The sequence below is a fragment of the Janthinobacterium sp. GW822-FHT07H11 genome (genome assembly GCF_058798615.1).
On sequence record NZ_CM179507.1, the window covers coordinates 4,660,025 to 4,685,158 of the forward strand.

Here is a 25,134-nt window from a genome sequence, read left to right on the forward strand (position 1 = left end):
GAATGGAAACTCAGCTGTTTCTGACTTATTGCCGCTTATTTCCTGTCATCATGCTGACATAATTCTTGACTCCGGCATGTGGATATACGTACACTCGCTGCTTGATCATGGGTCTGTCCGATGTTTCTCCGACGACAACAATGGAACACTATGCACGAAAACTCCTTTAAATCTACCGTCCTGGCGGCGTTGGCCCTGGCGCTTGCGCCCGCCCTCAGCCAGGCGTACGAAGCCGGTGTTGAGAGCGATAACGCGCCAGTCGCCGCCACCACGCCCGCTCTGATCCCGATGACGCCACAGGTCACGGCAAAACTCCCCACCCTCGACAACCGCCTGCAAAAGACCGACCGCCTGCTGAAAAACCTCAGCGACAGTTCCGATCCGCTGCGCGAAGCCGACGTCTGGGGCCGCATCCGCAGCGGCTATGCGATTCCCGACATCAACAACCAGCTGGTGTCCAACCACGTCAACTGGTACGCCACCCGCCCCGACTACATCGCCCGCACCACGGCGCGCGCCTCGCGCTACATCTTCCACGTGGTGCAGGAACTGGAAAAGCGCGGCATGCCGACGGAACTGGCCTTGCTGCCGTTCATCGAGTCCGCCTTCAACCCGCAGGCGTTCTCCAGCGCCAATGCGGCCGGCATGTGGCAATTCGTGCCCGCCACGGGGCGCGACTTCAACCTCAAGCAAAACATGTTCAAGGACGAGCGCCGCGGCGTGCTGGCCTCGACCGACGCGGCATTGACGTACCTGCAGCGCCTGTACGACATGTTTGGCGACTGGCAACTGGCCCTGGCCGCCTATAACTGGGGCGAAGGCTCGGTGCAGCGCGCCATCAAGAAAAACCAGGCGCTGGGCAAGCCCACCGACTTCGAAAGCCTGGCCGACCTGATGCCGGCCGAGACGCGCAACTACGTGCCCAAGCTGCAGGCGGTGAAGAACATCATCGCCAATCCGGGCCAATATGGCTTGACCTTGCCCGTGGTCGACAACCAGCCGTATTTCACGGCCATCGACAAGACCAGCGACATCGACATCACCGTCGCCGCCCAGCTGGCCGAACTGTCGATGGATGAGTTCAAGGCCTTGAATCCGCAATTTAACCGCCCCGTCATCATCGGCGGCGAAAAAACGAAGATTTTGTTGCCACAGGAAAACGCGGCCAAGTTCACCACCAACCTGGCGCAATGGGGCCATGCCTTGTCGAGCTGGACCACGCACAAGATCAGCACCGCGCGCGAACGCATCGAAACGCTGGCGTCGAAATTCGGCACCACGGCCGACGTGCTGCGCCAGGCAAACAATATTCCCCAGCACACGCGCCTGCGCGCCGGCTCCACCATCCTCGTGCCGAAAACCTCGGCCACGATGAACAAGGACATCACGCAGGAAATCGCCGATAACGCCACCATGCTGCTGGAAGCGGACCGTCCGGAACGGGCCGCCAAGGCCGTGCGCCGCGTCGCCAAGGGTGGCAAGGTGCAAACGGCGCCGATCTCGCTGGTGAAACCGCGCATCCAGCGCGGCGGCGGCAACAGTCGCGCAAAAGCGCGTCATTGAGGACACCTGGCATAAGCTACTGCGCGTCGTAATGTGCAGCCTGCGATGCTCACCGCACTAAAAGTACGGTGAGCATCGCAGGCCAACGGGGGCGCCGAGCCTTACTTCCGCTCGCTACGCTTCTGTCAGATGTTGTCAGGCCTGGCGCCTTACCCAGCATCGGACTTCCACCGGCCGCCACAGCTTTGCTGTCGCGGCCGGTGGCACATCCGCCCCACCCACCCAGACAGGAGTCGTCATGGCTTTCTTGCAAGGCAAAAAAATCCTCATCACGGGCTTGCTGTCGAACCGCTCGATCGCCTATGGCATCGCCAAGGCCTGCCACCGCGAAGGCGCCACGCTGGCGTTTACCTACGTGGGCGAGCGCTTCAAGGAGCGCATCACCGAGTTTGCGGCCGAGTTCGGCAGCGAACTGGTGTTCGACTGCGACGTGTCCAGCGATGAACAGATCAGCGCCGTCTTCCGCGACCTGGCGCAGCACTGGGAACACCTCGATGGCCTCGTGCATGCGATCGGCTTCGCCCCGCGCGAGGCGATCGCCGGCGACTTCCTCGACGGCCTGTCGCGCGAGAGCTTTCGCATCGCGCACGATATTTCCGCCTACAGCTTTCCCGCCATGGCCAAGGCCGCCCTGCCCCTGCTGCATCCGGGCGCGTCGGTCCTGACCCTGACCTACCTGGGCGCCGTGCGCGCCGTGCCCTACTACAACACCATGGGCCTGGCCAAGGCCTCGCTGGAAGCGTCCGTGCGCTACCTGGCCGAATCGCTGGGCCCGCGCGGCATCCGCGCCAACGGCATCTCCGCCGGCCCCATCAAGACCCTGGCCGCCTCCGGCATCAAGGATTTCAGCAAGTTGCTGGGCTTCGTGGCCGAGCACGCCCCGCTGCGCCGCAACGTCACCATCGAAGAGGTCGGCAACACGGCCGCCTTCCTGCTGTCCGACCTCGCGTCGGGCATCACGGGTGAGATTACTTACGTCGATGGCGGTTTTTCGCAAGTGATGGCCGTCAATCCCGAAGTAGAGTAAGGCGGTGATGGCCGATATTTTGCGGTTGTCACTTGACAACCGACCAATATCGACCTACATTGGAGACATCGCATGGCGCGCTCCTCGCACCCGAAGAAAGAAATCGAAGCGGCGCTGCGCCACGCGGAGAGCCAGGGCTGGAGAGTGGAAGTGGGTGGCAGCCATGCCTGGGGCAAAATGTATTGTCCCTACAACGACGGCGGCTGCCGCTGCGGCGAGTTTTGCATCGCCTGCATCTGGAGCACGCCTAAGAATCCCGGCAACCACGCGCGGGCGATCTTGCGGGTGGTCGACAATTGCGCTTTCAATAAACTGATGCACGACTGCATGCAACGCAAATCCAAGGGGTAGCAATTATGGATTACATCTTTACGCTCAAGTACCGCCTGCCCGACCACGAAACCGACCTCGACGCGCTGGCCCAGCGCCTGGGCAACGGCGGCTGCGACGACGCCCTGCTCGGCATCGGCCAGCCCGGCCGCCTGGCGCTGGAATTCACGCGCGAAGCGGGCAGTGCCAGCGCAGCGCTGCTGAGCGCCCTGGCCGACGTGAAAGCCGTCGTGCCCGAGGCCGTGCTGGTCGAGGCCGCCCCCGACTTCGTGGGGCTGACGGACGTGGCGCAGGTCCTGGGCCTGTCCCGGCAAAACCTGCACAAGCTGATGAGCAAATACCGCCACAGCTTCCCCGTGCCCGTGCACGAAGGCAGCGCCACCATCTGGCACCTGGCCGACGTGCTGGCGTGGCTGCATGCCAAGGGCACGTATCGGCTGGAACGCGGCCTGGTCGAACTGGCGCAGGTAACCCGGCAAATCAATCTGGCCAGGGAAACGCGACAGGCGCCGCCGCCGCCCGCCGACATCGTGGCCATGCTCAGCTAAACGGGCGAAAAACTACGTATTCCTACTGATTTCACATAGGAAACATCTGCAAAACGTGGTAGGCGGTGTGTTTCTTCCCATTTAGACCGTGCAAAACGGCGGCAAATACGGTATAGTGTCGTTGTGCGCTGCAATATGTTTCCTTGAAGCGATCGCAACACCGCAGTCATGCACTACAAACTTAGCAGCTTCGCAAGCCTTAGCGCATCCACAGGATGCCGCTTATAAAGCCCTCCCGCCTTGTGTGTCGCACCTGACACCGTCCCGGCGCAAAGCTTTTGTGCCGAAATTTCTTTCTAGTTGAGTCATTTCGTTTTGGTTGGCGTTGCTATTTTGCGTTCTGCTTTTTGCAAGAACGCTGATTTTTACGAAAGAAAAAGAATGACATTTGAATCCTTAGGCCTGCATCCGTCCATCATCGCCGCTCTGACCGAATCGGGCTACACCGCGCCAACCGCGGTACAGTCGCAAGCGATTCCAGCCGCGATCGAAGGCCGTGACCTGCTGGTCTCGTCGCAGACCGGTTCGGGCAAGACCGCAGCATTCATGCTGCCATCGCTGCACAAACTGGCCAGCGCCGAACAAAGCGCCGCCGGCAAGACGCCGAACCAGGAAATGCAGGCATCGCGCGCCCGCGGCGAGCGTCCACGCTTCAAGGCTGCCCAGCCAAAGATGCTGGTGCTGACGCCAACGCGCGAACTGGCCCTGCAAGTGACCACCAACACCGACAAGTACAGCACCGGCATCCGCCGCATCAAGGCTGTGTCGATTCTGGGCGGCATGCCTTACCCTAAACAGATGCAATTGCTGGCCAAGAATCCAGAGATCCTGGTCGCCACGCCTGGCCGTCTGATCGACCACATGGACTCGGGCAAGATCGATTTCTCGCAACTGGAAATCCTGGTGCTGGACGAAGCCGACCGCATGCTGGACATGGGTTTCATCGACGACATCGAAAAAATCGTCGAAGCGACGCCGGAAGGCCGTCAGACCATGCTGTTCTCGGCAACCTTGGACGGCGTGGTCGGCAACATGGCCCGTCGCATCACGAAAAACCCGCTGGTCATCCAGGTGGCAAGCTCGAGCAACAAGCATGAAAACATCACCCAGCGCGTGCACTTCGTCGACGACCTGTCGCACAAGAATCGCCTGCTGGACCACCTGCTGCGCGATGAAACGCTGGACCAGGCTGTTGTGTTTACGGCCACCAAGCGTGACGCCGACACCATCGCCGACCGCCTGAACATCGCCGGCTTCTCGGCTGCCGCCTTGCACGGCGACATGCACCAGGGCGCGCGCAACCGCACCCTGGACGGCATGCGCCGCGGCCAGGTCAAGGTACTGGTCGCCACCGACGTTGCCGCCCGCGGCATCGACGTGCCGACGATCACCCACGTGTTCAACTACGACCTGCCGAAGTTCCCGGAAGACTACGTCCACCGCATCGGCCGTACCGGCCGCGCTGGCCGCAATGGCCTGGCCATCTCGCTGGTGAACCACGCTGAAGGCATGAACGTCAAGCGCATCGAACGCTTCACCAAGCAATTGATCCCGGTCAATGTCATCGAAGGCTTCGAGCCGAAGAAAACGGCATCGGCGCCACGCTCGACCGCCCGTCCAGGCGGCTGGAAGCCAGGCGACAACCGTGGCGGCGCGAAGCCGGGCCAACGCACGTTCAGCAAGCCGGGCGCGCCACGCAAGGACGGCGCACCGAGCACCGGCGGCGGCTACAAGGGTTCCAACCCGCGCAGCACCGACGGCGCACGCCGCAGCTACGGCGACCGTTAAGCACGGCGCCATGCCGCCGGCAGGCGGCAGGCAATAAAAAAACGGCCACCAGATCGTGAACTGAACCCCGAAAGTTGGACACCAACTTTCGGGGTTTTTCTATGGCGAAGTACAGTACGCAGTTCAAACTGGATGTGCTCCAGCACTGCCTGCAGGGTGAGGCCGGCATCAAGGCCATCGCCACCGAGCATGGCCTGCACCCTTCGATGATCAAACATTGGCGCAATTTGTATGCTGCTCATGGACAGGCTGGCCTGGAGAAGAAGTTCACCCACTATCCGGTTGAGCGCAGATTACAGGTGTTGGAGCACATGTGGGCCAACCGGCTCTCCTATCGTCAGACCGCGGCGGTATTCAATATCCGCAGTCCCTCTTGCCTGCCTGTCTGGGAGCGCTGCTATCATAATGGTGGTATCGACGCCCTGATGCCGCGACAGCGCGGCAAACCCAAAAAAATGCCGACTTCTCAACCGCCCCAGCCTCAACCGCATATCGACGATGCAACCCGTAGCCGCGAAGAACTGCTCGCCGAGGTGAATTTCTTGCGCATGGAGAATGCCTATCTAAAAAAGTTAAAAGCCTTGGTTCAGCAGCAAGAACAGCGAACGACAGCGCGCAAAAAGCGCAAGTAGTTGGTGAGCTAAGGCAACAATTTCCGCTGGCGGACCTGCTCAAGCTCGCGGGGCTGCCGCGCAGCACCTTTTACTATCAGCAGAAGGTTGCGCAGGTAGCCGACAAGCATCAGGCACTCAAGCAACAAATTCGATCCATTTTTGCCCTTCATCAAGGGCGTTATGGATATCGACGCGTGACGCTTGCGATTCGGCAACTGGGCCGGCAAGTCAATCATAAGACTGTCCAACGGCAGATGGTGCAGCTCGGATTAAGGTCGCTGGTGCGTCCCAAGAAGTATCGCTCGTATCAAGGCGAGGTGGAGCAGGCGGCGGCGAATGTCTTACAGCGCCAGTTTCAGGCGCAGGCAGCCCATCAGAAGTGGGTGACGGACGTGACGGAGTTCAACGTCGCCGGCGAGAAGCTGTATCTGTCGCCGGTGATGGACCTGTACAACGGCGAAATCGTGGCGTTTGAAACGGCCAGGCGGCCCGTGTTCAAACTGGTGAGCTCGATGCTCGAGAAGGCGCTGGCCAAACTGACGGCGAAAGACAAGCCCATGCTGCACTCTGACCAGGGGTGGCAATATCGGATGCCGGCTTACCAGAAAATGCTGCGGGATAAGGGCGTCGCGCAAAGCATGTCCCGCCGGGGAAACTGCCTCGACAACGCGGCCATGGAAAGCTTCTTTGCCGTGCTCAAGACAGAGTTCTTCTACCTGAACAAGTTCAGCAGCGTCGACGAACTACAGCGCGGCATCAAACAGTACATCCACTACTATAATCACGAGCGTATCAAACTCAAGTTAAAAGGGCTGAGTCCTGTGCAATACAGAACCCAGCCCTTGGCCACCTGGTAAGCAAACTAAACCGTCCAACTATTTGGGGTCAGTTCAATCGCTCTGGCGGCCGTTTTTTATTGCCGACGGCGTTTACTTCTTCGTCACGTTCTGGCGCGACAGCTTGCGCAGCTTGGCCTGCTCGAAGCGCGCGCGCTGCTCCGGCGTCTCCAGCACCAGCGGCGGCACGGCCACCGGCTTGCGGCTGGCGTCCACGGCCACCATGGTGAAATAGCAGCTGTTGGCGTGGCGCACCAGGCGCTGCTGGATGTTTTCCGTCACCACGCGGATGCCCACTTCCATCGACGTCGTGCCCGTGTAATTGATCGAGGCCAGGAAGGTCACCAGTTCGCCCACGTGGATAGGCTGCAGGAACATCACCTGGTCCACCGACAGGGTCACCACATAGCTGCCCGAATAGCGGCTGGCGCAGGCGTAGGCGACGCTGTCGAGGTATTTCAGGATGGTGCCGCCATGCACGTTACCGGAAAAGTTGGCCATATCGGGCGTCATCAGGACCGTCATCGTCAGTTCGTGGGCCGACCAGTTCATCGCGCTGTCCAAAAGTGTTCTCCAAGGGAAAAGAATAAGGGGATGTGAAAACCGGCCCCAGGGGCCGGTTGCAGGGACAGGCTGTTACAGTCCCAGGGTATCGATGTCGGCCAGCGATTCGCGGCCCTTGTCGGAAATGTCGTGGCCCTCGCCTTCGGCGCGTGCCACGATGTGGGCCTTCTTGCCCAGGAAATAGGCCACGTCCGTGTCCAGCTTGGTCAATGGATCGGCGGCCACGGCGCGCAAGCCCATGATGCAGCGGCGCAGAAACAGCAGTTGCTGTGCCTTCTCGGTGATGGACAGGCGGCCATCGCGGGCATAGCTGAGCAGCTTCAGGCCGGACAGGCGCTTGGCATTGCGGGCAACGCAGGCGCTGGGGCGCTCGGTCTTGATGCCGCGTGCAACTTGCTCCAGCGCGTCATATTCATCGGTCGTTAATTTCTCGTTCTTCATTACTTTTCCATAAAAGGCCAGGTGTTCGGCCCCCATGGTACGCGCCCCGCTGCGCATCGGCAACAGGCAACGCAATTCAGTGGCCGCCCGCCAGGCGGATGGCCGACTGAAATGCGGCAAGGAGCGCGTTTATTTGAAGGTACGCAACAGCAGCCACGCCAGGCCGCAACCGGCCACGGCGCCAGCGAGCGCCAGCGCCGCCAGGCTTTTGCTGGTCAGCACGGGCCGCCGTCCCAGATAAATTTTGTTATGCAAGGAATTGCCCATGATGGTCTCCTGTACAAGAATTTTTATGATGTCTCATTATAAGAACAGAATCGTGACGGCCGCATGACACACAGCAGTAAGAGCGCGTTTTTATATCCAACTGGAAACATTTATCCGCCATTCTGTTGTTTAAATGGCGCAGCGCCTGCGCCGCCTGCGCGTGTCATTTCCGACCAGAAATAAACAGCGCGGCCAGGCCCTGGCGCGCGCGTCAAGCCATCTTGACGGGCGGTGATGGCGGCGTCGGTTCCTCGACCGGTACCGGATCGATGTCCGGCAATTTTTCCGGTGGCGGCGTGAGCGGATCGCCTTCCGGCGGCGGCGGAATGTCGGGTTCCGGCGTGCTGTGGGCGCGCAGCGGCGAATGCGTGGGCAATGGGTGCATGGTGATCTCCTTTCCCCCTACTCTAGCCCACGGCAAAAAAACACGGCGCCCGCAAGCGGCCAGCCACGTCGCACGCGGGGGAACCAATCGGCGCGGCGATGATCCAACCTGACTGGCGCATGCGCCACCACCTTCACCACCACCTTGCCACCACCTTTATCTCCAGCTCCCGCAATGGCACGCCAGAAAATCCTTTTTATGGCCGAAGCTGTCACCCTGGCCCATGTCGGTCGGCCGCTGAGCCTGGCACAAGCGCTGCCGGAGGATAAATACGAGGTTCACTTTGCCTGCGCCGACGGCTACGACTTCTGCTTCCAGCAGACGGCGTTCCGGCGCTGGCGCATCGACAGCATCGGATCGCGGCAATTCCTGCAGGCACTGGCGAACGGCAAGCCCGTCTACACGGAGCGCACCCTGCTCAACTATGTGCAAGACGACCTGCAGCTGTTGCAGGCCGTCCAGCCGGACCTCGTGATCGGCGACTTCCGGCTTTCGCTCTCGGTCAGCGCGCGCCTGCAGCGCATTCCCTACATTACCATCAGCAACGCCTACTGGAGCCCCTACGTGCGCCAGCACTACACGGTGCCCAGCCTGCCGCTGACGCGCGCGCTGCCCATCTGGCTGGCCAACCCCCTGTTCCGCCTGATACGCCCGCTGGCCTTCGCCTCGCACGCCGTGCCCCTGAACCGCGTGCGCCGCCGCCATGGCCTGCCGTCCCTGGGCAGCGACCTGCGCCGCACCTACACGGATGCCGACCGCACCCTGTATGCGGATATCCCGCCACTGTTCCCGCCGCACGCCATGCCGGACAGCCACGCCTACCTGGGCGCCGTCATCTGGGCGCCGCCGCTGGAACTGCCGCCCTGGTGGCAACGGCCCGAGCTCAGCAGCGGACGGCCCATCATCTATGTCACCCTGGGCAGTTCCGGCCAGGGCGAGTTGCTGCCGCGCGTGCTGCGCGCGCTGGCGCCGCTGCCCGTCACCGTGCTGGCGGCCACGGCCGGCACCATCCGCGTCGACGCCGTGCCGCCGAACGCCTTTGTCGCCCCCTTCCTGCCCGGCGACGCCGCCGCCCGGCGCGCCAGCCTGGTGATCTGCAACGGCGGCAGCCCCACCAGCCAGCAGGCGCTGACGGCGGGCGTGCCCGTGATCGGCATCGCAGGCAACCTCGACCAGTTCCTCAACATGCACGGCATCGCCGCCAGCGGCGCCGGCGTCCTGCTGCGCGCCGACCGCTTCCAGGAAACGACCGTGCGCCATGCCGCCACGCGCTTGCTGGACGATGGCCAGGCCCGGCTGGCGGCGCGGCAGCTGGCCTCGGCCTTCCACGCCCATGTCCCGGCCGAACGCCTGCTGGCCAGCATGCAGGCACTGCTGGCGCCGCCACGCAACAGCCAGCCCTGAACGGCGTCGGCTTTTCTTACAGCGCCGCTGAAAACACCGGCGACAAGTCAACAAATCCACTGCAAGTCCTTGATTTGCAAGGCAGCGATTGCCTTGGCATGGAAGTCGCTTATGACAGGCCATGAGCACCTGCCGACAGGGCTCAGGCAAGACTTCCATCCAACCACATGACGCGAGGTAAGCAAAATGAAACTGTCTCAACTGAAATTGATTCCGGCTGCGGCGGCACTGGCCATGCTGTGCGCCGCCGGTAGCGCACAGGCGGGCGCCTATGGCTATTCCTACAACAATATCTTTGGCCTGCAGATCGCCGCCACCACCGGTTCCATCACGGCCTTGAACAGCACCACCATCTCGCGCGCCACGGCCACGCTCAATGGCGTGAGCGTCATCAACGGCGGTCCCGGCCTGCTCGATTCGCCGCGCGCCGCCGTCGGTGCCGTGACCAAGGGGGAAAACGACTTTACGCAACAAGGCCCTTCCGGCAACTATTCGCGCGGCGACGCGCAGATCGTCAGCACGCAGTTCCCTTCGTTCCCGCCCGGCTCCACTTCCACGCAAGCGGTCAACGTGGCCGAAGCCCACCTGGACGGCCCCGCCGGCACGGCCGATGCATCCGGCCGCAACGGCTCGACCACGGGCTTCTCGGTGAACTTCGTGGTCGGCTCGCCAACGGCCACCCTGAGCTTCGACTTCCTGTCATCGCCCTTCATGCAGGTCTTCCTGCAAAGCAACGTGGGCCAGTTGTCCACCGCGACGGCCAACCTGGTGGTCACCTTCACCATCACGGACTCGACGGGCGCCACCGTCTTCAACTGGACCCCCGACGGCGTGATCGGCTCCGGCATCTTCGGCGGCACGGAGTCGGCCGATGCGGCCAACCTGAACACCGGCCTGGCGACCAACTTCCTGACGCGCGGCAACCTGTTTACGTATGACCCGACCGGTTGCGGCACGCCCACGGGCACGGGCACGGGTACGGCTTGCGGCGGCAACTTCAGCGCCGTGACGGGTGCGCTGGCAACCGGCAACTACACGCTGACCCTGAACATGGTGGAAAGCGTGGACCTGGTCAAGCAGGCACCGGAACCGGGCACCCTGGCACTGCTGGGCCTGGGCCTGGCCGGCCTGGGCTACGCCAGCCGCCGGAAGGTCGCAGCCTGAACCATGCAACAGGGGGCACTCACAGGCGAGGGAAGTCTCCTCGCCTTTTTTATGCGGCGGCACTGTCGGCTTTCCTTACAGCGCGTGCCGGCATGCGCCGCCCGGCACAGCCGTCACCAGCCCACGAGGATGTCCATGATGATTTTTTTCCGTACCCGCCTTGCGGCCGCCGTGCTGGCCCTGTTCCTGCTGGGCGGCGCCGATAGCGCCCAGGCAGCCGCCTACGGCTATTCCTACATCAATGTCTTTGGCCTCACCATCAGCAATCCCAGCGGCTCCATTAGCCTGGTCAACAATATCGACTTGTCACGCACCACCGCCAGCCTCAATGGCAGCAACGTGATACGGGGCGGCAGCAACGAGATCGATGCGCCACAGGCGACGCGCGGCGACGTGCGCAAGGGCCAGAACGATTTTTCGCGCCAGGGCATGGGCCCCGCCTCGTACGCGCGCGGCGACGCGCAAATCCTCAGCTCGCAGATTCCCCCCTTCCCGCCCGGCTCGACCAGCACGCACACGGTGAATGTGGCGGAAACCTTCCTGGCGGGCGCGGGCAGCGCCGACGCGTCGGGACGCAATGGCTCGACCACCGCCATGGCCATCCATGTCGTGGTTGGCGAGCCTGGCGCCACTCTGGCATTCAATTTCCAGGCCTTTCCCTACATGCAGCTATACCTGGACGCACTGGCCGGCGTCGGCTCGTCGGCCTCCGCCAACATGGCGCTGACCATCAGCCTCATCGATGAACACGGCCAGCTCGTCTTCAACTGGGCGCCCGACGGCAGCCTCGGCTCGGGCATCCTGGGCGGCACCGAACTGGCCGACAGCGCCAACCTCAATACCGGCTACGCGCAAAGCCCGCTCACCAGCGGCAGCCTGTTCACCTACGACCCGGCCGGCTGCGGCGCCCCCGCCGGCACGGGCACGGGCACGGATTGCGGCGGCCAGTTCAGCGCCGTCACCAATAACCTGCTGGAAGGCAACTACACCTTGGTCTTGAACATGGTCAATAGCGCCGAACTGGCCTACGTGCCATCCGACACACCCATGCCGGCACCAGGCACGCTGCCCCTGCTGGCGGCGGGCCTGGCCATGCTGGCCGGGCTGGGGCAGCGGCGGCGCCGGCAGGCATGGCGCAGCGGCGGCGCTCTCACGCCTGCCCGTCCGCAGCCGGCCCCACGATCAGATCCCTGAGCGGCCGGCGCAAGGAGCGCGCCTGCGCGGCCGGCCCGGCGCCGATGCGGCCCAGGAAAACGGCCCGCTCGGCGTCGGGCGAACCGAGCAGCGCATGGTATTGCCCCGCCAGCTCCTGCGCCTGTTCCTGCATGCCATCGGTGCGCGAAAACGCGCGCCGCTCGCGCACATAGCGGGCGAAGATCAGCGGCGTCAGTTCCGGCTGCAATTGCAGGCCCAGTTGCGTGGCCGTCAGCCAGAAGCGCTGCATGGCGCGCCCGGCGGCCACGTAATCGTCGACATGACGGGGCGGCGTCTCGGCCAGCAGCGCGAAATGCGCGCCACAACAGATACCCGGCAGCAAGTCCATCTGCAGCCGCGGCGCCACGGTACCCGCCAGCCAGGTATTGAAGAAATCCACGCGGCGCCAGCTTTGCATGACCCAGCGCATCAGCCTGGCAGTCATGGGGTCCACCCCCAGCGCCTGGTCCGGGATGCGGTCTTCGCTGAAGCGCGCGCCCCATTCGATCACGTCGCGGTGCACCTTGTGCGCCTCGGGCATGGTCAGGCGCAGTCTGGCATTGTCGAACATCAGGCTGGCGCATGCCCAGCGCGCGCGCCAGCCGTCGAACCAGCGCACGCCGTAGCCCGGCGGCAGGCTGGCGGCCAGCGCGGCTTTTTCGCTGGCGCGCAGGCGGCGCGTGCTGAGGCGGCGCCGCTGCACGCTGCGCCGGGGCAGGAAGGCCGCCAGCGGATCGGGCGGCAAGTCTGGCACGTCGACCAGGCGCACGTCGAACGTGGGCAGGGTGTCGGGCATGCCGCCGCGCCGCCGCGCTTCCATGCGCAAGCCATAGCTGCTGGCCGCCAGCGCCATGCTTTCAAGCAAGGCACCGAGCGACAGCTGGCTGGGATGGCCGTCCAGGTCATACACGCAGTGCGCGCGCGTATCGAAGCCATGCACGACGACCTCGCGCGGGCCGGCGATCTCGAAGCGCCACGGCTGCGTATTGTCGCCACTGGGCGCCCAGCGCGCCTGTTCCAGGATCGCTTCCAGCGCGGGCTCGATGCGCGCGCCGGTCTGCTTGCTGTCCGCCATTTAACCTCCCTGCGCCGCGCGGCGCCGCTTGATGATGGCCATTGCCAGCCGTTGCAGCGGATGGCGGTTGCCGCCCGGCCGCCAGGTATGCACGAGCTTGTTACGATAGGCATCGAAATGCATGCCGCGCGGCGCCGCCATGACCTTGCCCCTTTTCAACAAGATCTTCAGCGCCTCCGTGGCCGCCGCCCCCGCGCACAGCTGGCAGCCCATGATGGTCGACGGCCCGCGCCGCTCCTTCAGGTTGATGGCGGACGGGTCGACCAGGTAGGCGCCGTGCAGGCCGGCCGGCGCCAGGCCGACGAGAAAACGCAGCGCCTTCTCTTCCTCGGGCAAGTCGCCCCAGCCAAAATACTCTTCGAACGTCATCTGGCCGGGCAGGAAGCTGAGCACGGCCGTGCCCATGCCCAGCGGCGCGGCCGTGATGGCGGGGATGCCCAGGCGCGCGCACGTGGCGAAGGTGGCCTGGCGCGCGGGAAAGGCGAAGAAATCGAGGCCGTCCACGTACAGGTCGACGCCGGCAAAAAACTCGGCCAGGTTGCTGTCGTGTATGCCGTCAGGAAATTGTTTAATCTCCAGTTCGGGATTGATGTCCGTCGCCATCTGCGCCAATACGGCCACCTTGGGCTGGCCCAGGGTGGACATCATGGCGCCCGCCTGGCGGTTGAAATTGGCGATGTCGAAGGTGTCGAAATCGGCGATGTGAAAGGCGCCGATGCCCAGCCGCGCCAGCGTCAGCAAGTGTACGCCGCCCACGCCGCCCATGCCGGCAATGGCCACGCGCTTGCCGCGCAAGCTCTCCTGCTCCGCCTGCGTGACCCAGCCCAGGTTGCGGGCGAACGCCGCGTGATAGGAAAAACCGTCCGTCATGCTCACCTCGTGTCAACGTCCCCACGGGACCAAGGAAAGTTGGACAGTCAGCCAGGTGAAAAGTTCCTCCAACGATGAAGGAAGCTGTGCTGCATCTATCTATCTGGGCGCCAGGCTAGCCCGGCAGCCGTGTCCGCGCGGCTGCCGTGGTCGTGGCGCCCACCTTGAACACGCTGACGACCTGCGCCAGGCCGGCCGCCTGCTCGTTCATCGCTTGCGCCGCCGCCGATGCCTGCTCGACCAGGGCCGAGTTTTGCTGCGTCATGTTGTCCATCTCGACGATGGCCTGGTTGATCTGCTCGATGCCGGCGCTCTGCTCGGCGCTGGCCGAGGAAATCTCGGCCACGATATCGGTCACGTGCTGCACGCTGGATACGACCTTTTCCATCGTCTCGCCGGCCAGCGCCACGAGTTTTTCGCCTGCGCCCACTTGCTCGGCGGAACTGTCGATCAATTGCTTGATCTCCCTGGCGGCACTGGCCGAGCGCTGCGCCAGGTTGCGCACCTCGCTGGCGACGACGGCGAAGCCCCGGCCCTGCTCGCCCGCGCGCGCCGCTTCCACGGCCGCGTTCAAGGCCAAAATGTTGGTCTGGAAGGCGATGCCGTCGATGACGGCGATGATGTCGCCGATCTTCTTGGACGAGGCATTGATGGCGCCCATGGTCTCGACCACCTGGCCCACCACGCCGCCCGCCTGGGTCGCCACTTGCGAGGCGGAAATGGCCAGCTGCTTGGCCTGGCGCGCATTGTCCGCATTCTGGCGCACGGTGGAGGTCATCTCTTCCATGGTGGAAGCGGTTTCTTCCAGGGAACCGGCCTGCTGTTCCGTACGGGCCGACAGGTCGTGGTTGCCCGAGGCGATCTCGCCCGAGGCCGTGGAAATGGCGTCGGCATCGTTGCGCACCTGGCTCACCAGGTGCGCCAGGTTGTCGCGCATGGCCTTGATCGCCATCAACAGGCTGGACGTGTCGCCGGGGCGCGTGTCGATGTGCGTCGTCAGGTCGCCCTGGGCGATTTGCGCCACGATGGCGGCAGCGTAGTCGGGCTCGCCGCCGAGCTGGCCCAGGATGCGGCGCAGCATCAGCGCGGCCAGGCCGCCCACCACCGCCATCAGCGCGGCGCCGATGGCCAGCAGCACGCCGGCCTGGGCCCAGAACTTGTGATTGATGTCGTCGATATACGTGCCCGTGCCGATCAGCCAGTCCCATGGCGCAAATTTCACCACGGCATACATCTTCGCCACCGGGTCCTTCACGCCGGGACGCGTGCCGTCCGCCTGCACCAGGCCGATGCGGCTGCTGGCCAGGGCAGCACGGTAGCGGTCGCCCGACTGCTTCATGTTCTTTTGCGGCGTGCCGATGCGCGCGGGATTCGGATGCACGTACAGCAAGTCCGTGCTGAAATCGCGCACGAAGTAATACATCTCATCCTTGACGAAGCTGCCGACGGCCAGCCTGGCCTGCTGCTGCGCCTGTTCGCGCGTCAGCTTGCCCGACTGTTCCAGCGCATACGCCTTTTCCACCGAGGCATTGGCCAGTTCCACCAGCACCGTCAATTGCTCGACCCGCTCGGCCATCATGGTCTGGCGCAAGGAATACAGGGAAAACGAAGCGATCAGGACGATGCCGAGCAAGGTGCTGAAACACAGGAGGAGAATGCGCGAACGGAGAGTCATGGGAGCCTGGGTGGAAAATAAAGCGTGGAATTATAAACAATTTCCCTATGGAAATGTTTTCGGAAAAGCAAAGCGGGCGGCGCTACCGGGCTGTGCCCGGCAGGCACCGCCCGCTTTGTGCTTACCCGCTGCTTACTGGACGCTCACGCCAGCGCTTCCTTGGCCGCCTCTTCCGGCGTCAAGCCATCGTAGAACTGGTCGGTAAACCATTCGACCTGTTCTTCGATATGTTCCTGCGCCTGCGCCACCGTGGCGCCGCCAGCGACGAGGAAGCCTTCCACCTCGATACACCAGTGTATCAATTCCAGGGTTTCCGGATCGAGTTCTTCTTTCTTGGCCATCGTGCTTTCCTTGCGCATTTGCGTTATTAAAGTGCTGCCTCACCTACCTGAACGACAGTTTAACAGCTTCGCCGCCCTGCCGAGGCATGCACGTCATTAAGAAATATTACTTTGCAGCCACATTCTTACGTTCCGGATACAACACTACCTGCACATAATTGCCCATGTCGAGGTAGCGCTGCGCCGCCAGCTTCACCGCTTGCGGCGTGATGGCGCGCACGCGCTGCTCGAAACGCAGGATGTGCGCGGGATCGCGGCCCTGGGTTACCGAGCCCATCAGCTGGCTCATCCAGTAATTGTTTTCCCGCAAGGCTTTCTGCTGGCGCGTGATCCAGTTCAGCTTGACCTTTTCCAGGTCCGCCACCGACGGTCCCTCCGCCTTCATCTTGTTGATTTCAACAAACGCGGCCGCGATCACCTTGTCCACGTTTTCCGGTCCGGTCGGCAAGTTCAGCGCCACCGAATAATGGCCATACGGATGCCGGCCCATCGAGGTCTCGAAACCGCCGCCATAGATCATGCTCATCTTTTCGCGCAGCACTTCGATGACCTTCAGGTTCAGTACCTCGCCCAGGGCCTGCAAGGTCAGCTTCTGCTCGTCCGAATACGCGACATCGCCATTGAAGGTGATCGAGATATTGCTCTTCGGCTCACTGCCCATGAAGATTTCCTTCTTCACCACCCCGGTGACGGGGCGCAAGCCCAGGTCGCGGTAGGCATGCGGCACCTCGGCCACGGGCAAGGTGCCCAGGTAGCTGGCGATCAGGGGCTTGATCTGTTCCAGCTTGAAACTGCCGGTGAAGATGAATGTCATGTCGCGCGCGCTGGAAAAGCGCTGGCGGAAGATATCGAGCGCGCGCTCCATGCCCACCTTGCCAAAATCCTCGGCACGGGGCACGCCATCGACGCGCGGGCTGTCGCCGAACATCGTGCGCTGGATGGCGTCGTAGAACACGGCTTCCGGCTGCGCCATGCTGTTTTTCGCCAGGTCCTGCTGCTTGCCGATGAAGGACTGGTACAAGCCCGCATCCTTGCGCACGTCATGGAAATACAGGGTCACCAGCTGCAGCATGGCTTCCACGTCGGCGCTGCTGGACGAGCCGCCAAATCCCTCGCTCAGTTCGCCCAGCGAGGCGCCCACGTTGACGGTCTTGCCCGCCAACACTTTCTGCAGGTCCAGCGGTCCCAGGTCCTTCAAGCCCATGCTGCCGACGATGGCGCTGGCGTAGCGGGCGTTATAGATGTCGGCGTCGCCAAACAGCGACTGGCCGCCGAAGCGCGTCGAGCCCATCAGCACTTGGTCGTTCTTGAAATCCGTCGGTTTCAGCAGCACGCGCACGCCATTGCCCAAGGTCAGCTCCGTCACGCCGATGGCGCTGTTCAGCTTTTCAGCGACGATGCTGCCGCCCGCCGGCGGGCCGTCCATCAGCTTGCTGGCGAGCACTTTTTCCGTGCGCGGCTCGACCTTCTGCTGCTCCGCCTGCGCCACGGCGTCGAGCAATTGCTGCTGCGTCGGCACGGTCGAGGCCGCATCGCCCGGCTTCGGCTCGGCGCCCATGAAGACCACCAGCTTCTTTTGCCGGTCGGGGATCGCCGTGGCCACCGCCTCGTTGATTTCCTGCAAGGTTACCTGCGGCAGGAATTCCTGCGCGTACATCAGCTCGTTGGCGATGCCGGGAATGGCTTCCTGCTCCAGGAAGTTGCGTGAATACTCGGCCACGAAACCGGCCGAATCGGATTTGTCGCGTTCGCTGTAGGCGCGCGCATAATTGCGCAACATGTTCTTGCGCGCGCGGTCCAGTTCATCCTGGCTGAAACCGAAGCGGCGCGCCCGCTCGTCTTCCTGCACCAGCGCATCGATGGCCGGCTGCACGCCGCCCTTGCCCAGCAAGGCATACGCGCTGAACGATTCATAGCCGCGCACCAGCTTGCCGACGCTGCTGCCGCCCTGGATAAAGGGGGGATTGGCCTGCTGCGACAACTCCTGCATGCGCGCGCTGAGCATCTGGCCAGACAGGTTTTCGATCATCTGGCGGCGGTAGCCGGCGATGGTGACGGGTTCCTGCGCGGCGCGGATCGGGTAGCGGATGAAGACGCTGTCGTCGACGGCTTCCTTGTCCGTGATCACCAGCGCTTCCGTCTGCGCGCGCTGCGGCACGTCCGCATACAGGCGCGGGCGCGGCTGGGCGGGATTTTTCAGCTTGCCGAAATGCCGGCGTATCATCGCTTCGGCCTGTTTCGGCTCGACGTCGCCCACCACCATCACGGCCATCAGGTCGGGGCGGTACCAGTCCTTGTAGAAACGCTTGATGGCCTCGGGCTTGAACGTTTTCAGCACGGATTCCTTGCCGATCGGCATGCGCTGCGCGTAGCGCGAACCGTTCAGCAGCTTCGGATACAGCACCTTGTTCATACGGTCGCTGGCGCCCTTGCCCAGGCGCGCCTCTTCCAGCACGATGCCGCGCTCGCTGTCGATGTCGGCCGGATTGAATTTCAAGCCATGCGCCCAGTCTTCCAGCACGAGAAAACCCTTTTCCAGGTTGTCCTTCCTGTTCGTCGGGATCGGCAGCACGTAGACGGTTTCATCAAAGCTCGTGTAGGCATTCAGGTCGGCGCCGAACTTCACGCCGATCGATTGCAAATAGGAAATCAGCTGATTGCGCTTGAAATGCGTGGAGCCGTTGAAGGCCATGTGCTCCGTGAAATGCGCCAGGCCTTGCTGGTCGTCATCTTCCAGGATGGAGCCGGCTTTGACCACCAGGCGCAATTCCACTTTCTGCGCGGGGCGGGCATTTTTCTTGATGTAGTAGGTCAGGCCGTTTGGCAGTTTTCCGACGGTAACTTCTGGTGCCAGCGGCAGGGGATCGCTCAAACGGATTTCCGCCTGGGCCATGCAGGCGCACGCCAGCAAGACGGCGCCCGACATCCGGCGTAATGTACTCAGCTTCATGTATTCTCAACGGTAAGATTCAGTAGGCATACCTTACACTGAAATCTTGTTTCCGCCATTAAAAATAGCTTAGGAAAAACTGTCCTTGCAGGCAACTTTGCCGAATGACAAACTCAGCAGTGCCCTGCCCCTTTTTTTCAATTGTGCTACAGTATTGCCGCCGGTCATGTGGACCGGCACAACGACGTCTTCGGGGCGGGGTGCGATTCCCCACCGGCGGTAAGACCGGCAACGGTCAAGCCCGCGAGCGCTTGTCAGGTTTCGCCTGATGAGGTCAGCAGATCCGGTGTGATTCCGGGGCCGACGGTATAGTCCGGATGAAAGAAGATGTGCAGTAAACGCGATGTCCCATCGACCTGTCGATGCGGCCGGCTGCGTCTATTCGCTTGCCCTGCAGCGTTTTTCGCCTATGCGAGGAGCGTTTCACCATGTTAGTCAACAGCTATACCCTGCTTTCGAACGACCTGGAAGGTCGCATCCAGTCCGCCCTGGCCGCCATGCGCGCCGGCATTCCCGTCATCCTGCTCGACGATTTCGACCGTGAAAACGAAGCCGACCTGATCCTGTCGGCCGAGAAACTCACGCACGAAACCATGGCGTTGCTGATCCGCGAATGCAGCGGCATCGTCTGCCTGTGCCTGCCGACGGATGTCGTCAGCAAGCTGGAATTGCCGCCCATGTCGTCCGACAACGGCAGCCGCTACGGCACGCCGTTTACCGTCTCCATCGAGGCGCGCGACGGCGTCACGACGGGCGTGTCGGCCGCCGACAGGGTCACCACCATCCGCGCCGCCATCGCGCCACATGCCAAGCCGGCCGACCTGGTGCGCCCCGGCCACGTCTTCCCCCTGCGCGCCGCGCCCGGCGGCGTGCTCGAGCGCCGTGGCCACACGGAAGGCTCCGTCGACCTGTCGCGCCTGGCGGGCCTGAACCCGGCCGCCGTACTGTGCGAGCTGATGAACCCGGACGGCAGCATGATGCGCGGCGACGATATCGAGCGCTTCGCCGAGCTGCACGGCATGCCGATCCTCACCATCGAAGAACTGGTCGAATGGCGCAGCAAGCACGGAAAATAAGCGCGCAGTAAGCGCTCACGCGGCGGCCACGGCCTTCGGCAGATGCACGTGCCGGTAGACGAGGCCGGCCGCCAGGCCATACGCGGCGGCGATCGTCGCGTAGGCCAGCGGCAGGCGCAGCGACCAGTCCGGCACCATGTGCAGGAGGCTGCCGATCAGCGCCACGCCCACCAGCGCGCCGATCTGCCGGTTCGCATTCAGGGCCGCCGCCGCGCTGTTCGCATGTTGCTTGCCGGCCACCCGCATCACGGTGGCCGTCATGGCGGGAATGGCGATGCCGATGGCCACGTTCATCACGGCCGTGCCCAGCGCCAGCCAGCCATATGGCGTGCCCGGACGCAAGCCCATCAGCAGCAAGGCCATCACGGCCCCCACCAGCAAGCCCGCCAGCATGGGCCAACGCGTGCCATGACGCGCCGCAATACTTCCCGCCATGAAGTTCCCCACCGTATAGGCCGCCATCATGGGCAGCAATCGCACGCCTGACTGCAGGGCATCGGCGCCGCCCGACTGCTGCAAAAACAGGCTCAACAAGAACAGCTGGCCGAACACGCAGAAATTGATCAAAAAACCCACGCCATTGGCCGCGCCGAAGCTGCTGCTATGGAACAGTTCACGCGGCAACAGCGGATGGCTGCCGCCGCGTTCGCGCCGTAGCAATTGCCCGGCAGACAATACCGTCAATCCCCCCGCCGCCAGCACGCCCGGCGACAGCCAGCCCAGCACGGGGCCTTCGATCAAGGTAAAACTGAGGCCCGCCAGCGCCGCCACGCCGAGCGCATGGCTGCACAGCGACAGATCGCGCGGCTGGCGCGCCGGTGCGGCCAGCAGCAGCTGCGCCATGACGATGGCCAGCAGGCCCAGCGGCACGTTGACCCAGAAGACGCTGCGCCAGCCGAACTGGTGCACGAGGATGCCGCCGATCAGGGGGCCGGACGCACCGGCCACGCCCACCAGCGCCGACCAGGCACCGAGCATGCGCGTGCGTTCGCGCTCGTCGTCGAAGCTGTGCGTGAGCAGGCTGAGCGAACTGGGCATGAACAGGGCCGCGCCCGCGCCCTGCAGCAAACGCGCCGCCGTCAAGAAATGCCCGTCGGGCGCGGCGCCGCACAACACCGAACCGAGGATGAAGACGCCGAGGCCGCCCTGGTACACGGCTTTCGGCCCGTAGCGGTCGGCCAGCGCACCGCCGGCCAGCAGCAGCGCGGCGAACGTCAAGGTGTAGCCATCGACCACCCACACCAGGCCCGTCAGCGGGATACGCAAGTCCAGCGCGATATCGGACAGCGCCACGTTGACGGCCGTGACGTCGAGCATGGCCATGACGAAGCCGAAGGCCAGGGTCAGCAGGATCAAGCCGCTGGCGCGGCGCGGTGGGGAGGCAGTCATGGTACTCCTTGCAGTAACAGGGGGCCGCCATTATGCGAGCGTTGCACGATGCGGTAAACAGGCATAAACTCGGCACCTTGATGCAAAAATGCATCACCATATGCAATAGGAGAAGCAGCTTGGATTGGGATAACGCGCGCATCTTTCTGGCCATCGGCCGGGCCGGCACCCTGCGCGGCGCGGCCGCCCTGCTGTGCATCGACCAGGCCACGTGCGGGCGCCGCCTGGCCGCGCTGGAAGCGTCGCTGGGCGCCACCCTGTTCCTGCGCACGCCATCGGGCTACGTGCCCACGCCGGCCGGCGAGCTGGCCTTGCACGCCGCCGAAGCGATGGAACGGGCGGCCGACAAGCTGCAGCGCGAGATGCAGGGCGTCGACACCCGCCTGTCCGGCCTGGTGCGCGTGGCCACCACGGACACCATGGCCAGCCATTTCGTCATCCGCGCCATGCAGCGGCTGCACGCGGCCCACCCGGACATCCGCATCGTGCTTAACGTGGCGCCCGCGCTGGCCAGCCTGACGCGGCGCGAAGCGGACCTGGCCGTGCGCGGCGTGCGCCCCACCGACCCGGACCTCATTTCGCGCCACCTGGTCAAGCGCAGCCTGGGCCTGTATGCGTCGAAAACCTACCTGGCGGAACGCGGTGAACCGGTGCGCGGCACGGCGCTGGCCGGCCACGACATCGTCATCTACCACCACACCGTGACGCCGCGCCATGCGGAGAAGATCGCCGGCGAGCCCGTTGCCAACGCCCGGGTCGCCATGGAAGTCAATTCGGCGGCCATGCTGCAGGAAGCGGCGCGCGCGGGCCTGGGCGTGGCCGAACTGGCCACCCACCTGGGCGACATCGACCCGCTGCTGGTGCGCATCTGGCCCGAGCGGGCGGAAACGTACGACGTGTGGCTGGTCATGCACGCGGACCTGAACCGCTCGGCCCGCGTGCGCGCGGCGGCCGACGCCATCATTGCCAGCGTGGCCGCGCCATAGGCGTGCCGCGCACGGCTGGACAATCGCTTGCCAGGAACGACGGCAATGTTAAGATGCCATGATGACCCCATCCGTCTCCCTCATCATCAGCCTGCGCCGCCTGCACCGGGCCACCATGGCCTGGCTGGTCAGCTGGTGGCGCCTGCTGCATTTCGCCATCCTGATCTTTTCGCTGGCCCTGTCGCCATCGAGCTATAACCGCGACCACCGCCCCATCCTCGCGCACCGGCTGGTGACGAACACGGCGCCCAACCTCGTGTGGTTCAGCGTGGCCTGCGCGCTGGTCAGCCTGGTGCTGATCCGCATCGTCGTCGTCAGCGCGCAAAGCTACGGCCTGTCGCGCTATGCGCTGGAAATGGTGGTGCGCGTGCTGGTGCTGGAACTGATACCGCTGACGGCCGCCCTGTTCGTCGCGCTGCGCCTGACCCTGCCCGACGGCATTGCGTTTGCGCAAATGCGCTCTTCCGGCGTGCTCGACGCCATGCAGCGCAAGGGCGTCGACCTGCTGCGCGGCGAATACTTTCCGCGCGTCATGTCGGGCATCTTCGCCGTCTGGATGCTCGCCGTGGTCAGCTGCGTGAGCTCGCTGATCCTCGCCTACCTGACCATCTACGGCTTCACGCCCTGGGCGCTGCAAGGCTACACGCGCGTGGTGGGGCAGATCTTCAACCCGGCCGTGGCCCTGATCCTGGTGCTGAAAGTGGTGTTCTTCAGCTTTGCCGTGGCCCTGATCCCGCTCGCCGCCTCGTATTATCCGCAAGACCAGCAAAGCCGCCGCGGGCGCGTCTGGGCCGCGCACGGCCTGTCCGAGATGCTGCGCCTGTTTTCCGTCATCCTGCTGATCGAAGTGGCTTCGCTGATGGGCAATTACTACTGATGCCCCGCCCGCCACCGCCAGCGCACCCCGAACCACCCATACGAGAGCCAGAATCCATGAGCCAGAGCCAGCCCCCGAATCCCGACCAGACCGACGTCACGGCGCCGGACGCCGCCTTGCCCGCCCCGCCGCCCGTGCGCCACGCCGAACTGAAGGCGGCCATCCTGCTCGTCGTCATGTTCGTGCTGGTGGTCGGCTCGGCCGTCTACCTGATGTATGCGCGCGGCGCCTTCGAGGCGACGCAGACGCTGGTGCTGTCGACCGACGATTCCGACGGCGTGGTGGTGGGCGCCGACCTGACCTTTTCCGGCTTCCCCATCGGCCGCGTGCAGCGCATCGAACTGGCGCCGGACGGGCGCGCGCGCGTGATCGTCGACGTGCCGAGAAAAGACGCGCACTGGCTGCGCAGCAGCTCCATCTTCACGCTGGAACGGGGCATCGTCGGCGGCGCCAAGCTGCGCGCCTACAGCGGCATCCTGACCGACCCGCCGCTGCCCGACGACGCCACGCGCGACCTGCTGGTGGGCGACATGGCGGCGGAAATCCCGCGCCTGCTGGCCGCCGCGAAAGACCTGCTGAACAATGTGGCCAGCCTGACGGGCACCGATTCCGCCCTCGACGGCACCTTGCGCAACGTGCAGGCCGTCACAGGCAAGCTGAGCGGCCCGGGCGGCGCCATGGGCCTGCTGACGGGCGACGACAAGCAGTCGCGCCTGCTGGTCGAGCGGGCCAACGCCCTGCTGGTCACGGCCGACCAGCTGGCGCGCCGCACGGATGGCCTGGTGACCAACGCCGATACGCGCGTCTTCGGCGACAAGGGCGTGATGACGGATGCGCAGGCCACCATCGTGCAGCTGAACGCGCTGCTGGCCGACACGCGCGCCAGCCTGAAAAAAGTCGATGCCGTGCTGGTCGAGGCGCAAGCCGTGGGCGCCAACGCCAGGGCCGCGACGGCCGACCTGGGCCCGCTGCGCGCCGACGTGGAAAGCAATCTGCGCAAGGTCGAGCAGCTGGTCAATGACATCAACCGCAAATGGCCGTTCAAGCGCAATCCGGAGATCAAACTGCCATGATAAATATCAAGTTCTTCGTGCCTGCCCTGCTCGTGACGGCGCTCGCCGCCTGCTCCAGCGGCCCGCCCGTGCCCGACTGGAAGATGAATGCGCAAAGCTCCGTCGAGCGCTTCCAGGCCGCCTACCTGGGCGGCAACGCCCTCGTCGAGCAGACGGAATTCCGCCGCGCCCGCAGCCAGGTGGCCGGCACGGGCAAGCTCGAACTGGTGGCGCGCATCGAGCTGCTGCGCTGCGCCACGCGCGTGGCCAGCCTGGCCTTCGAGGATTGCGCCGGCTTCGAGGCCCTGCAAGCGGACGCGAATGACACCGACCGCGCGTATGCGGCCTGGCTGGCCGGCAAGGCGCAGGCGACCGACATCGCCCTGCTGCCCGAGGCGCAGCGGGCGGCAGCCGGTGCCGGCTCCGACACGGCCGCCGCCAGCGCCGTGGCGGCCATCAAGGACCCGCTGTCGCAGCTGGTGGCGGCCGGCGTGCTGCTGCGCGCGGGCCGCGCCACGCCGGAATTGCTCGACACGGCCGTGGCCACCGCCTCGGACCAGGGCTGGCGCCGTCCGCTGCTGGCCTGGCTGGGCGTGCAGCGCCTGCGCGCCGAACAGGCGGGCGACACGCAAGCGGCGCGGCGCATCGCGCGGCGCATGGCCATCGTCGAGCAGCCGCCGGCGCCCTGAGCGCGCCGATGGCGGCCCAAGGTAGGCGG

24 protein-coding genes and 1 riboswitch are annotated in these 25,134 nt (G+C 64.3%); of the genes, 14 read left to right on the forward strand and 10 right to left on the reverse strand.

Going from position 1 to position 25,134, the window contains the following annotated elements:
• Positions 1–150 precede the first annotated feature (150 nt).
• From AC3RCJ_RS20495 to AC3RCJ_RS20520, 6 genes are all read left to right on the forward strand, one after another.
• Entirely contained in the window at positions 151–1,563 is a 1,413-nt protein-coding gene (locus AC3RCJ_RS20495; protein WP_492964327.1) for a transglycosylase SLT domain-containing protein, read from the forward strand.
• 238 nt (positions 1,564–1,801) lie between these two features.
• The gene (fabI, locus tag AC3RCJ_RS20500; protein ID WP_492964328.1) at positions 1,802–2,590 is read left to right on the forward strand and encodes an enoyl-ACP reductase FabI; all 789 of its coding nucleotides are present in this window, start codon (positions 1,802–1,804) and stop codon (positions 2,588–2,590) included.
• Between the two features lie 72 nt (positions 2,591–2,662).
• Positions 2,663–2,941 (forward strand): hypothetical protein, encoded by a 279-nt coding sequence (locus AC3RCJ_RS20505; protein WP_492964329.1) that lies wholly within the window; start codon positions 2,663–2,665, stop codon positions 2,939–2,941.
• Positions 2,942–2,946: 5 nt separating this feature from the next.
• A complete protein-coding gene (locus AC3RCJ_RS20510) occupies positions 2,947–3,468 on the forward strand; it encodes a helix-turn-helix transcriptional regulator (RefSeq protein WP_492964330.1) in 522 nt (173 codons plus the stop codon).
• A 381-nt stretch (positions 3,469–3,849) separates the two neighbouring features.
• A complete protein-coding gene (locus tag AC3RCJ_RS20515; protein ID WP_492964331.1) occupies positions 3,850–5,256 on the forward strand; it encodes a DEAD/DEAH box helicase in 1,407 nt (468 codons plus the stop codon).
• Between the two features lie 101 nt (positions 5,257–5,357).
• A protein-coding gene (locus AC3RCJ_RS20520) for an IS3 family transposase (RefSeq protein ID WP_492965081.1) occupies positions 5,358–6,727 on the forward strand; the annotation gives its coding sequence in 2 pieces (ribosomal slippage) (positions 5,358–5,832 and positions 5,832–6,727; 1,371 coding nt in all).
• 72 nt (positions 6,728–6,799) lie between these two features.
• On the opposite strand, the gene AC3RCJ_RS20525 is transcribed toward AC3RCJ_RS20520, so the two are convergent.
• The 4 genes from AC3RCJ_RS20525 to AC3RCJ_RS20540 all read right to left on the reverse strand — a co-directional run bounded on the left by AC3RCJ_RS20525 (position 6,800) and on the right by AC3RCJ_RS20540 (position 8,363).
• Positions 6,800–7,258 carry an acyl-CoA thioesterase gene (locus AC3RCJ_RS20525; RefSeq protein ID WP_492960498.1) on the reverse strand — a complete coding sequence of 153 codons (459 nt, stop codon included), beginning with the start codon at positions 7,256–7,258 and terminating at the stop codon, positions 6,800–6,802.
• Between the two features lie 84 nt (positions 7,259–7,342).
• Positions 7,343–7,711, reverse strand: coding sequence for a hypothetical protein (locus tag AC3RCJ_RS20530; RefSeq protein ID WP_086140353.1), 369 nt, complete (start codon positions 7,709–7,711; stop codon positions 7,343–7,345).
• Positions 7,712–7,840: 129 nt separating this feature from the next.
• Entirely contained in the window at positions 7,841–7,978 is a 138-nt protein-coding gene (locus tag AC3RCJ_RS20535; protein ID WP_492960500.1) for a hypothetical protein, read from the reverse strand.
• Between the two features lie 211 nt (positions 7,979–8,189).
• The gene (locus AC3RCJ_RS20540) at positions 8,190–8,363 is read right to left on the reverse strand and encodes a hypothetical protein (RefSeq protein WP_492960502.1); all 174 of its coding nucleotides are present in this window, start codon (positions 8,361–8,363) and stop codon (positions 8,190–8,192) included.
• Positions 8,364–8,561: 198 nt separating this feature from the next.
• Here AC3RCJ_RS20540 and AC3RCJ_RS20545 point away from each other — a divergent pair, with 198 nt between their 5' ends.
• From AC3RCJ_RS20545 to AC3RCJ_RS20555, 3 genes are all read left to right on the forward strand, one after another.
• Positions 8,562–9,767, forward strand: coding sequence for a nucleotide disphospho-sugar-binding domain-containing protein (locus AC3RCJ_RS20545; RefSeq protein ID WP_492960504.1), 1,206 nt, complete (start codon positions 8,562–8,564; stop codon positions 9,765–9,767).
• Positions 9,768–9,953: 186 nt separating this feature from the next.
• Positions 9,954–10,931: an EDSAP-1 family PEP-CTERM protein gene (locus tag AC3RCJ_RS20550; RefSeq protein ID WP_492960506.1), complete on the forward strand. Its 978-nt coding sequence runs from the start codon at positions 9,954–9,956 to the stop codon at positions 10,929–10,931.
• A gap of 135 nt (positions 10,932–11,066) precedes the next feature.
• The gene (locus AC3RCJ_RS20555) at positions 11,067–12,125 is read left to right on the forward strand and encodes an EDSAP-1 family PEP-CTERM protein (RefSeq protein WP_492960508.1); all 1,059 of its coding nucleotides are present in this window, start codon (positions 11,067–11,069) and stop codon (positions 12,123–12,125) included.
• On the opposite strand, the gene AC3RCJ_RS20560 is transcribed toward AC3RCJ_RS20555, so the two are convergent.
• The 5 genes from AC3RCJ_RS20560 to AC3RCJ_RS20580 all read right to left on the reverse strand — a co-directional run bounded on the left by AC3RCJ_RS20560 (position 12,082) and on the right by AC3RCJ_RS20580 (position 19,036).
• A complete protein-coding gene (locus AC3RCJ_RS20560; RefSeq protein WP_492960510.1) occupies positions 12,082–13,200 on the reverse strand; it encodes a nitroreductase family protein in 1,119 nt (372 codons plus the stop codon). The genes AC3RCJ_RS20555 and AC3RCJ_RS20560 overlap by 44 nt on opposite strands.
• Positions 13,201–14,070 carry a ThiF family adenylyltransferase gene (locus tag AC3RCJ_RS20565; RefSeq protein ID WP_492960512.1) on the reverse strand — a complete coding sequence of 290 codons (870 nt, stop codon included), beginning with the start codon at positions 14,068–14,070 and terminating at the stop codon, positions 13,201–13,203.
• Between the two features lie 115 nt (positions 14,071–14,185).
• Positions 14,186–15,745, reverse strand: coding sequence for a methyl-accepting chemotaxis protein (locus AC3RCJ_RS20570; RefSeq protein ID WP_492960514.1), 1,560 nt, complete (start codon positions 15,743–15,745; stop codon positions 14,186–14,188).
• A 143-nt stretch (positions 15,746–15,888) separates the two neighbouring features.
• Positions 15,889–16,086 (reverse strand): hypothetical protein, encoded by a 198-nt coding sequence (locus tag AC3RCJ_RS20575; RefSeq protein ID WP_492960516.1) that lies wholly within the window; start codon positions 16,084–16,086, stop codon positions 15,889–15,891.
• A gap of 106 nt (positions 16,087–16,192) precedes the next feature.
• Positions 16,193–19,036, reverse strand: coding sequence for a M16 family metallopeptidase (locus AC3RCJ_RS20580; protein ID WP_492960518.1), 2,844 nt, complete (start codon positions 19,034–19,036; stop codon positions 16,193–16,195).
• Positions 19,037–19,218: 182 nt separating this feature from the next.
• Positions 19,219–19,369: riboswitch (FMN riboswitch) on the forward strand.
• A gap of 95 nt (positions 19,370–19,464) precedes the next feature.
• Here AC3RCJ_RS20580 and ribB point away from each other — a divergent pair.
• On the forward strand, positions 19,465–20,112 hold the full coding sequence (gene ribB / locus AC3RCJ_RS20585; protein ID WP_492960520.1) for a 3,4-dihydroxy-2-butanone-4-phosphate synthase: 648 nt from the start codon (positions 19,465–19,467) through the stop codon (positions 20,110–20,112).
• A 15-nt stretch (positions 20,113–20,127) separates the two neighbouring features.
• Here the strand turns inward: ribB and AC3RCJ_RS20590 are convergent, their stop codons facing one another.
• Positions 20,128–21,501: an MFS transporter gene (locus AC3RCJ_RS20590; RefSeq protein WP_492960522.1), complete on the reverse strand. Its 1,374-nt coding sequence runs from the start codon at positions 21,499–21,501 to the stop codon at positions 20,128–20,130.
• A 119-nt stretch (positions 21,502–21,620) separates the two neighbouring features.
• Between AC3RCJ_RS20590 and AC3RCJ_RS20595 the strand changes: the two genes are divergently transcribed.
• From AC3RCJ_RS20595 to AC3RCJ_RS20610, 4 genes are all read left to right on the forward strand, one after another.
• On the forward strand, positions 21,621–22,487 hold the full coding sequence (locus tag AC3RCJ_RS20595; RefSeq protein ID WP_492960524.1) for a LysR family transcriptional regulator: 867 nt from the start codon (positions 21,621–21,623) through the stop codon (positions 22,485–22,487).
• A 61-nt stretch (positions 22,488–22,548) separates the two neighbouring features.
• The gene (locus AC3RCJ_RS20600) at positions 22,549–23,364 is read left to right on the forward strand and encodes an MlaE family ABC transporter permease (protein WP_492960729.1); all 816 of its coding nucleotides are present in this window, start codon (positions 22,549–22,551) and stop codon (positions 23,362–23,364) included.
• Positions 23,365–23,420: 56 nt separating this feature from the next.
• Positions 23,421–24,437, forward strand: a complete 1,017-nt coding sequence (locus tag AC3RCJ_RS20605) for an MlaD family protein (RefSeq protein WP_492960526.1) — start codon at positions 23,421–23,423, stop codon at positions 24,435–24,437.
• The gene (locus AC3RCJ_RS20610) at positions 24,434–25,105 is read left to right on the forward strand and encodes a hypothetical protein (protein ID WP_492960528.1); all 672 of its coding nucleotides are present in this window, start codon (positions 24,434–24,436) and stop codon (positions 25,103–25,105) included. Before AC3RCJ_RS20605 ends, AC3RCJ_RS20610 begins: the two co-directional genes overlap by 4 nt.
• Positions 25,106–25,134 lie beyond the last annotated feature (29 nt).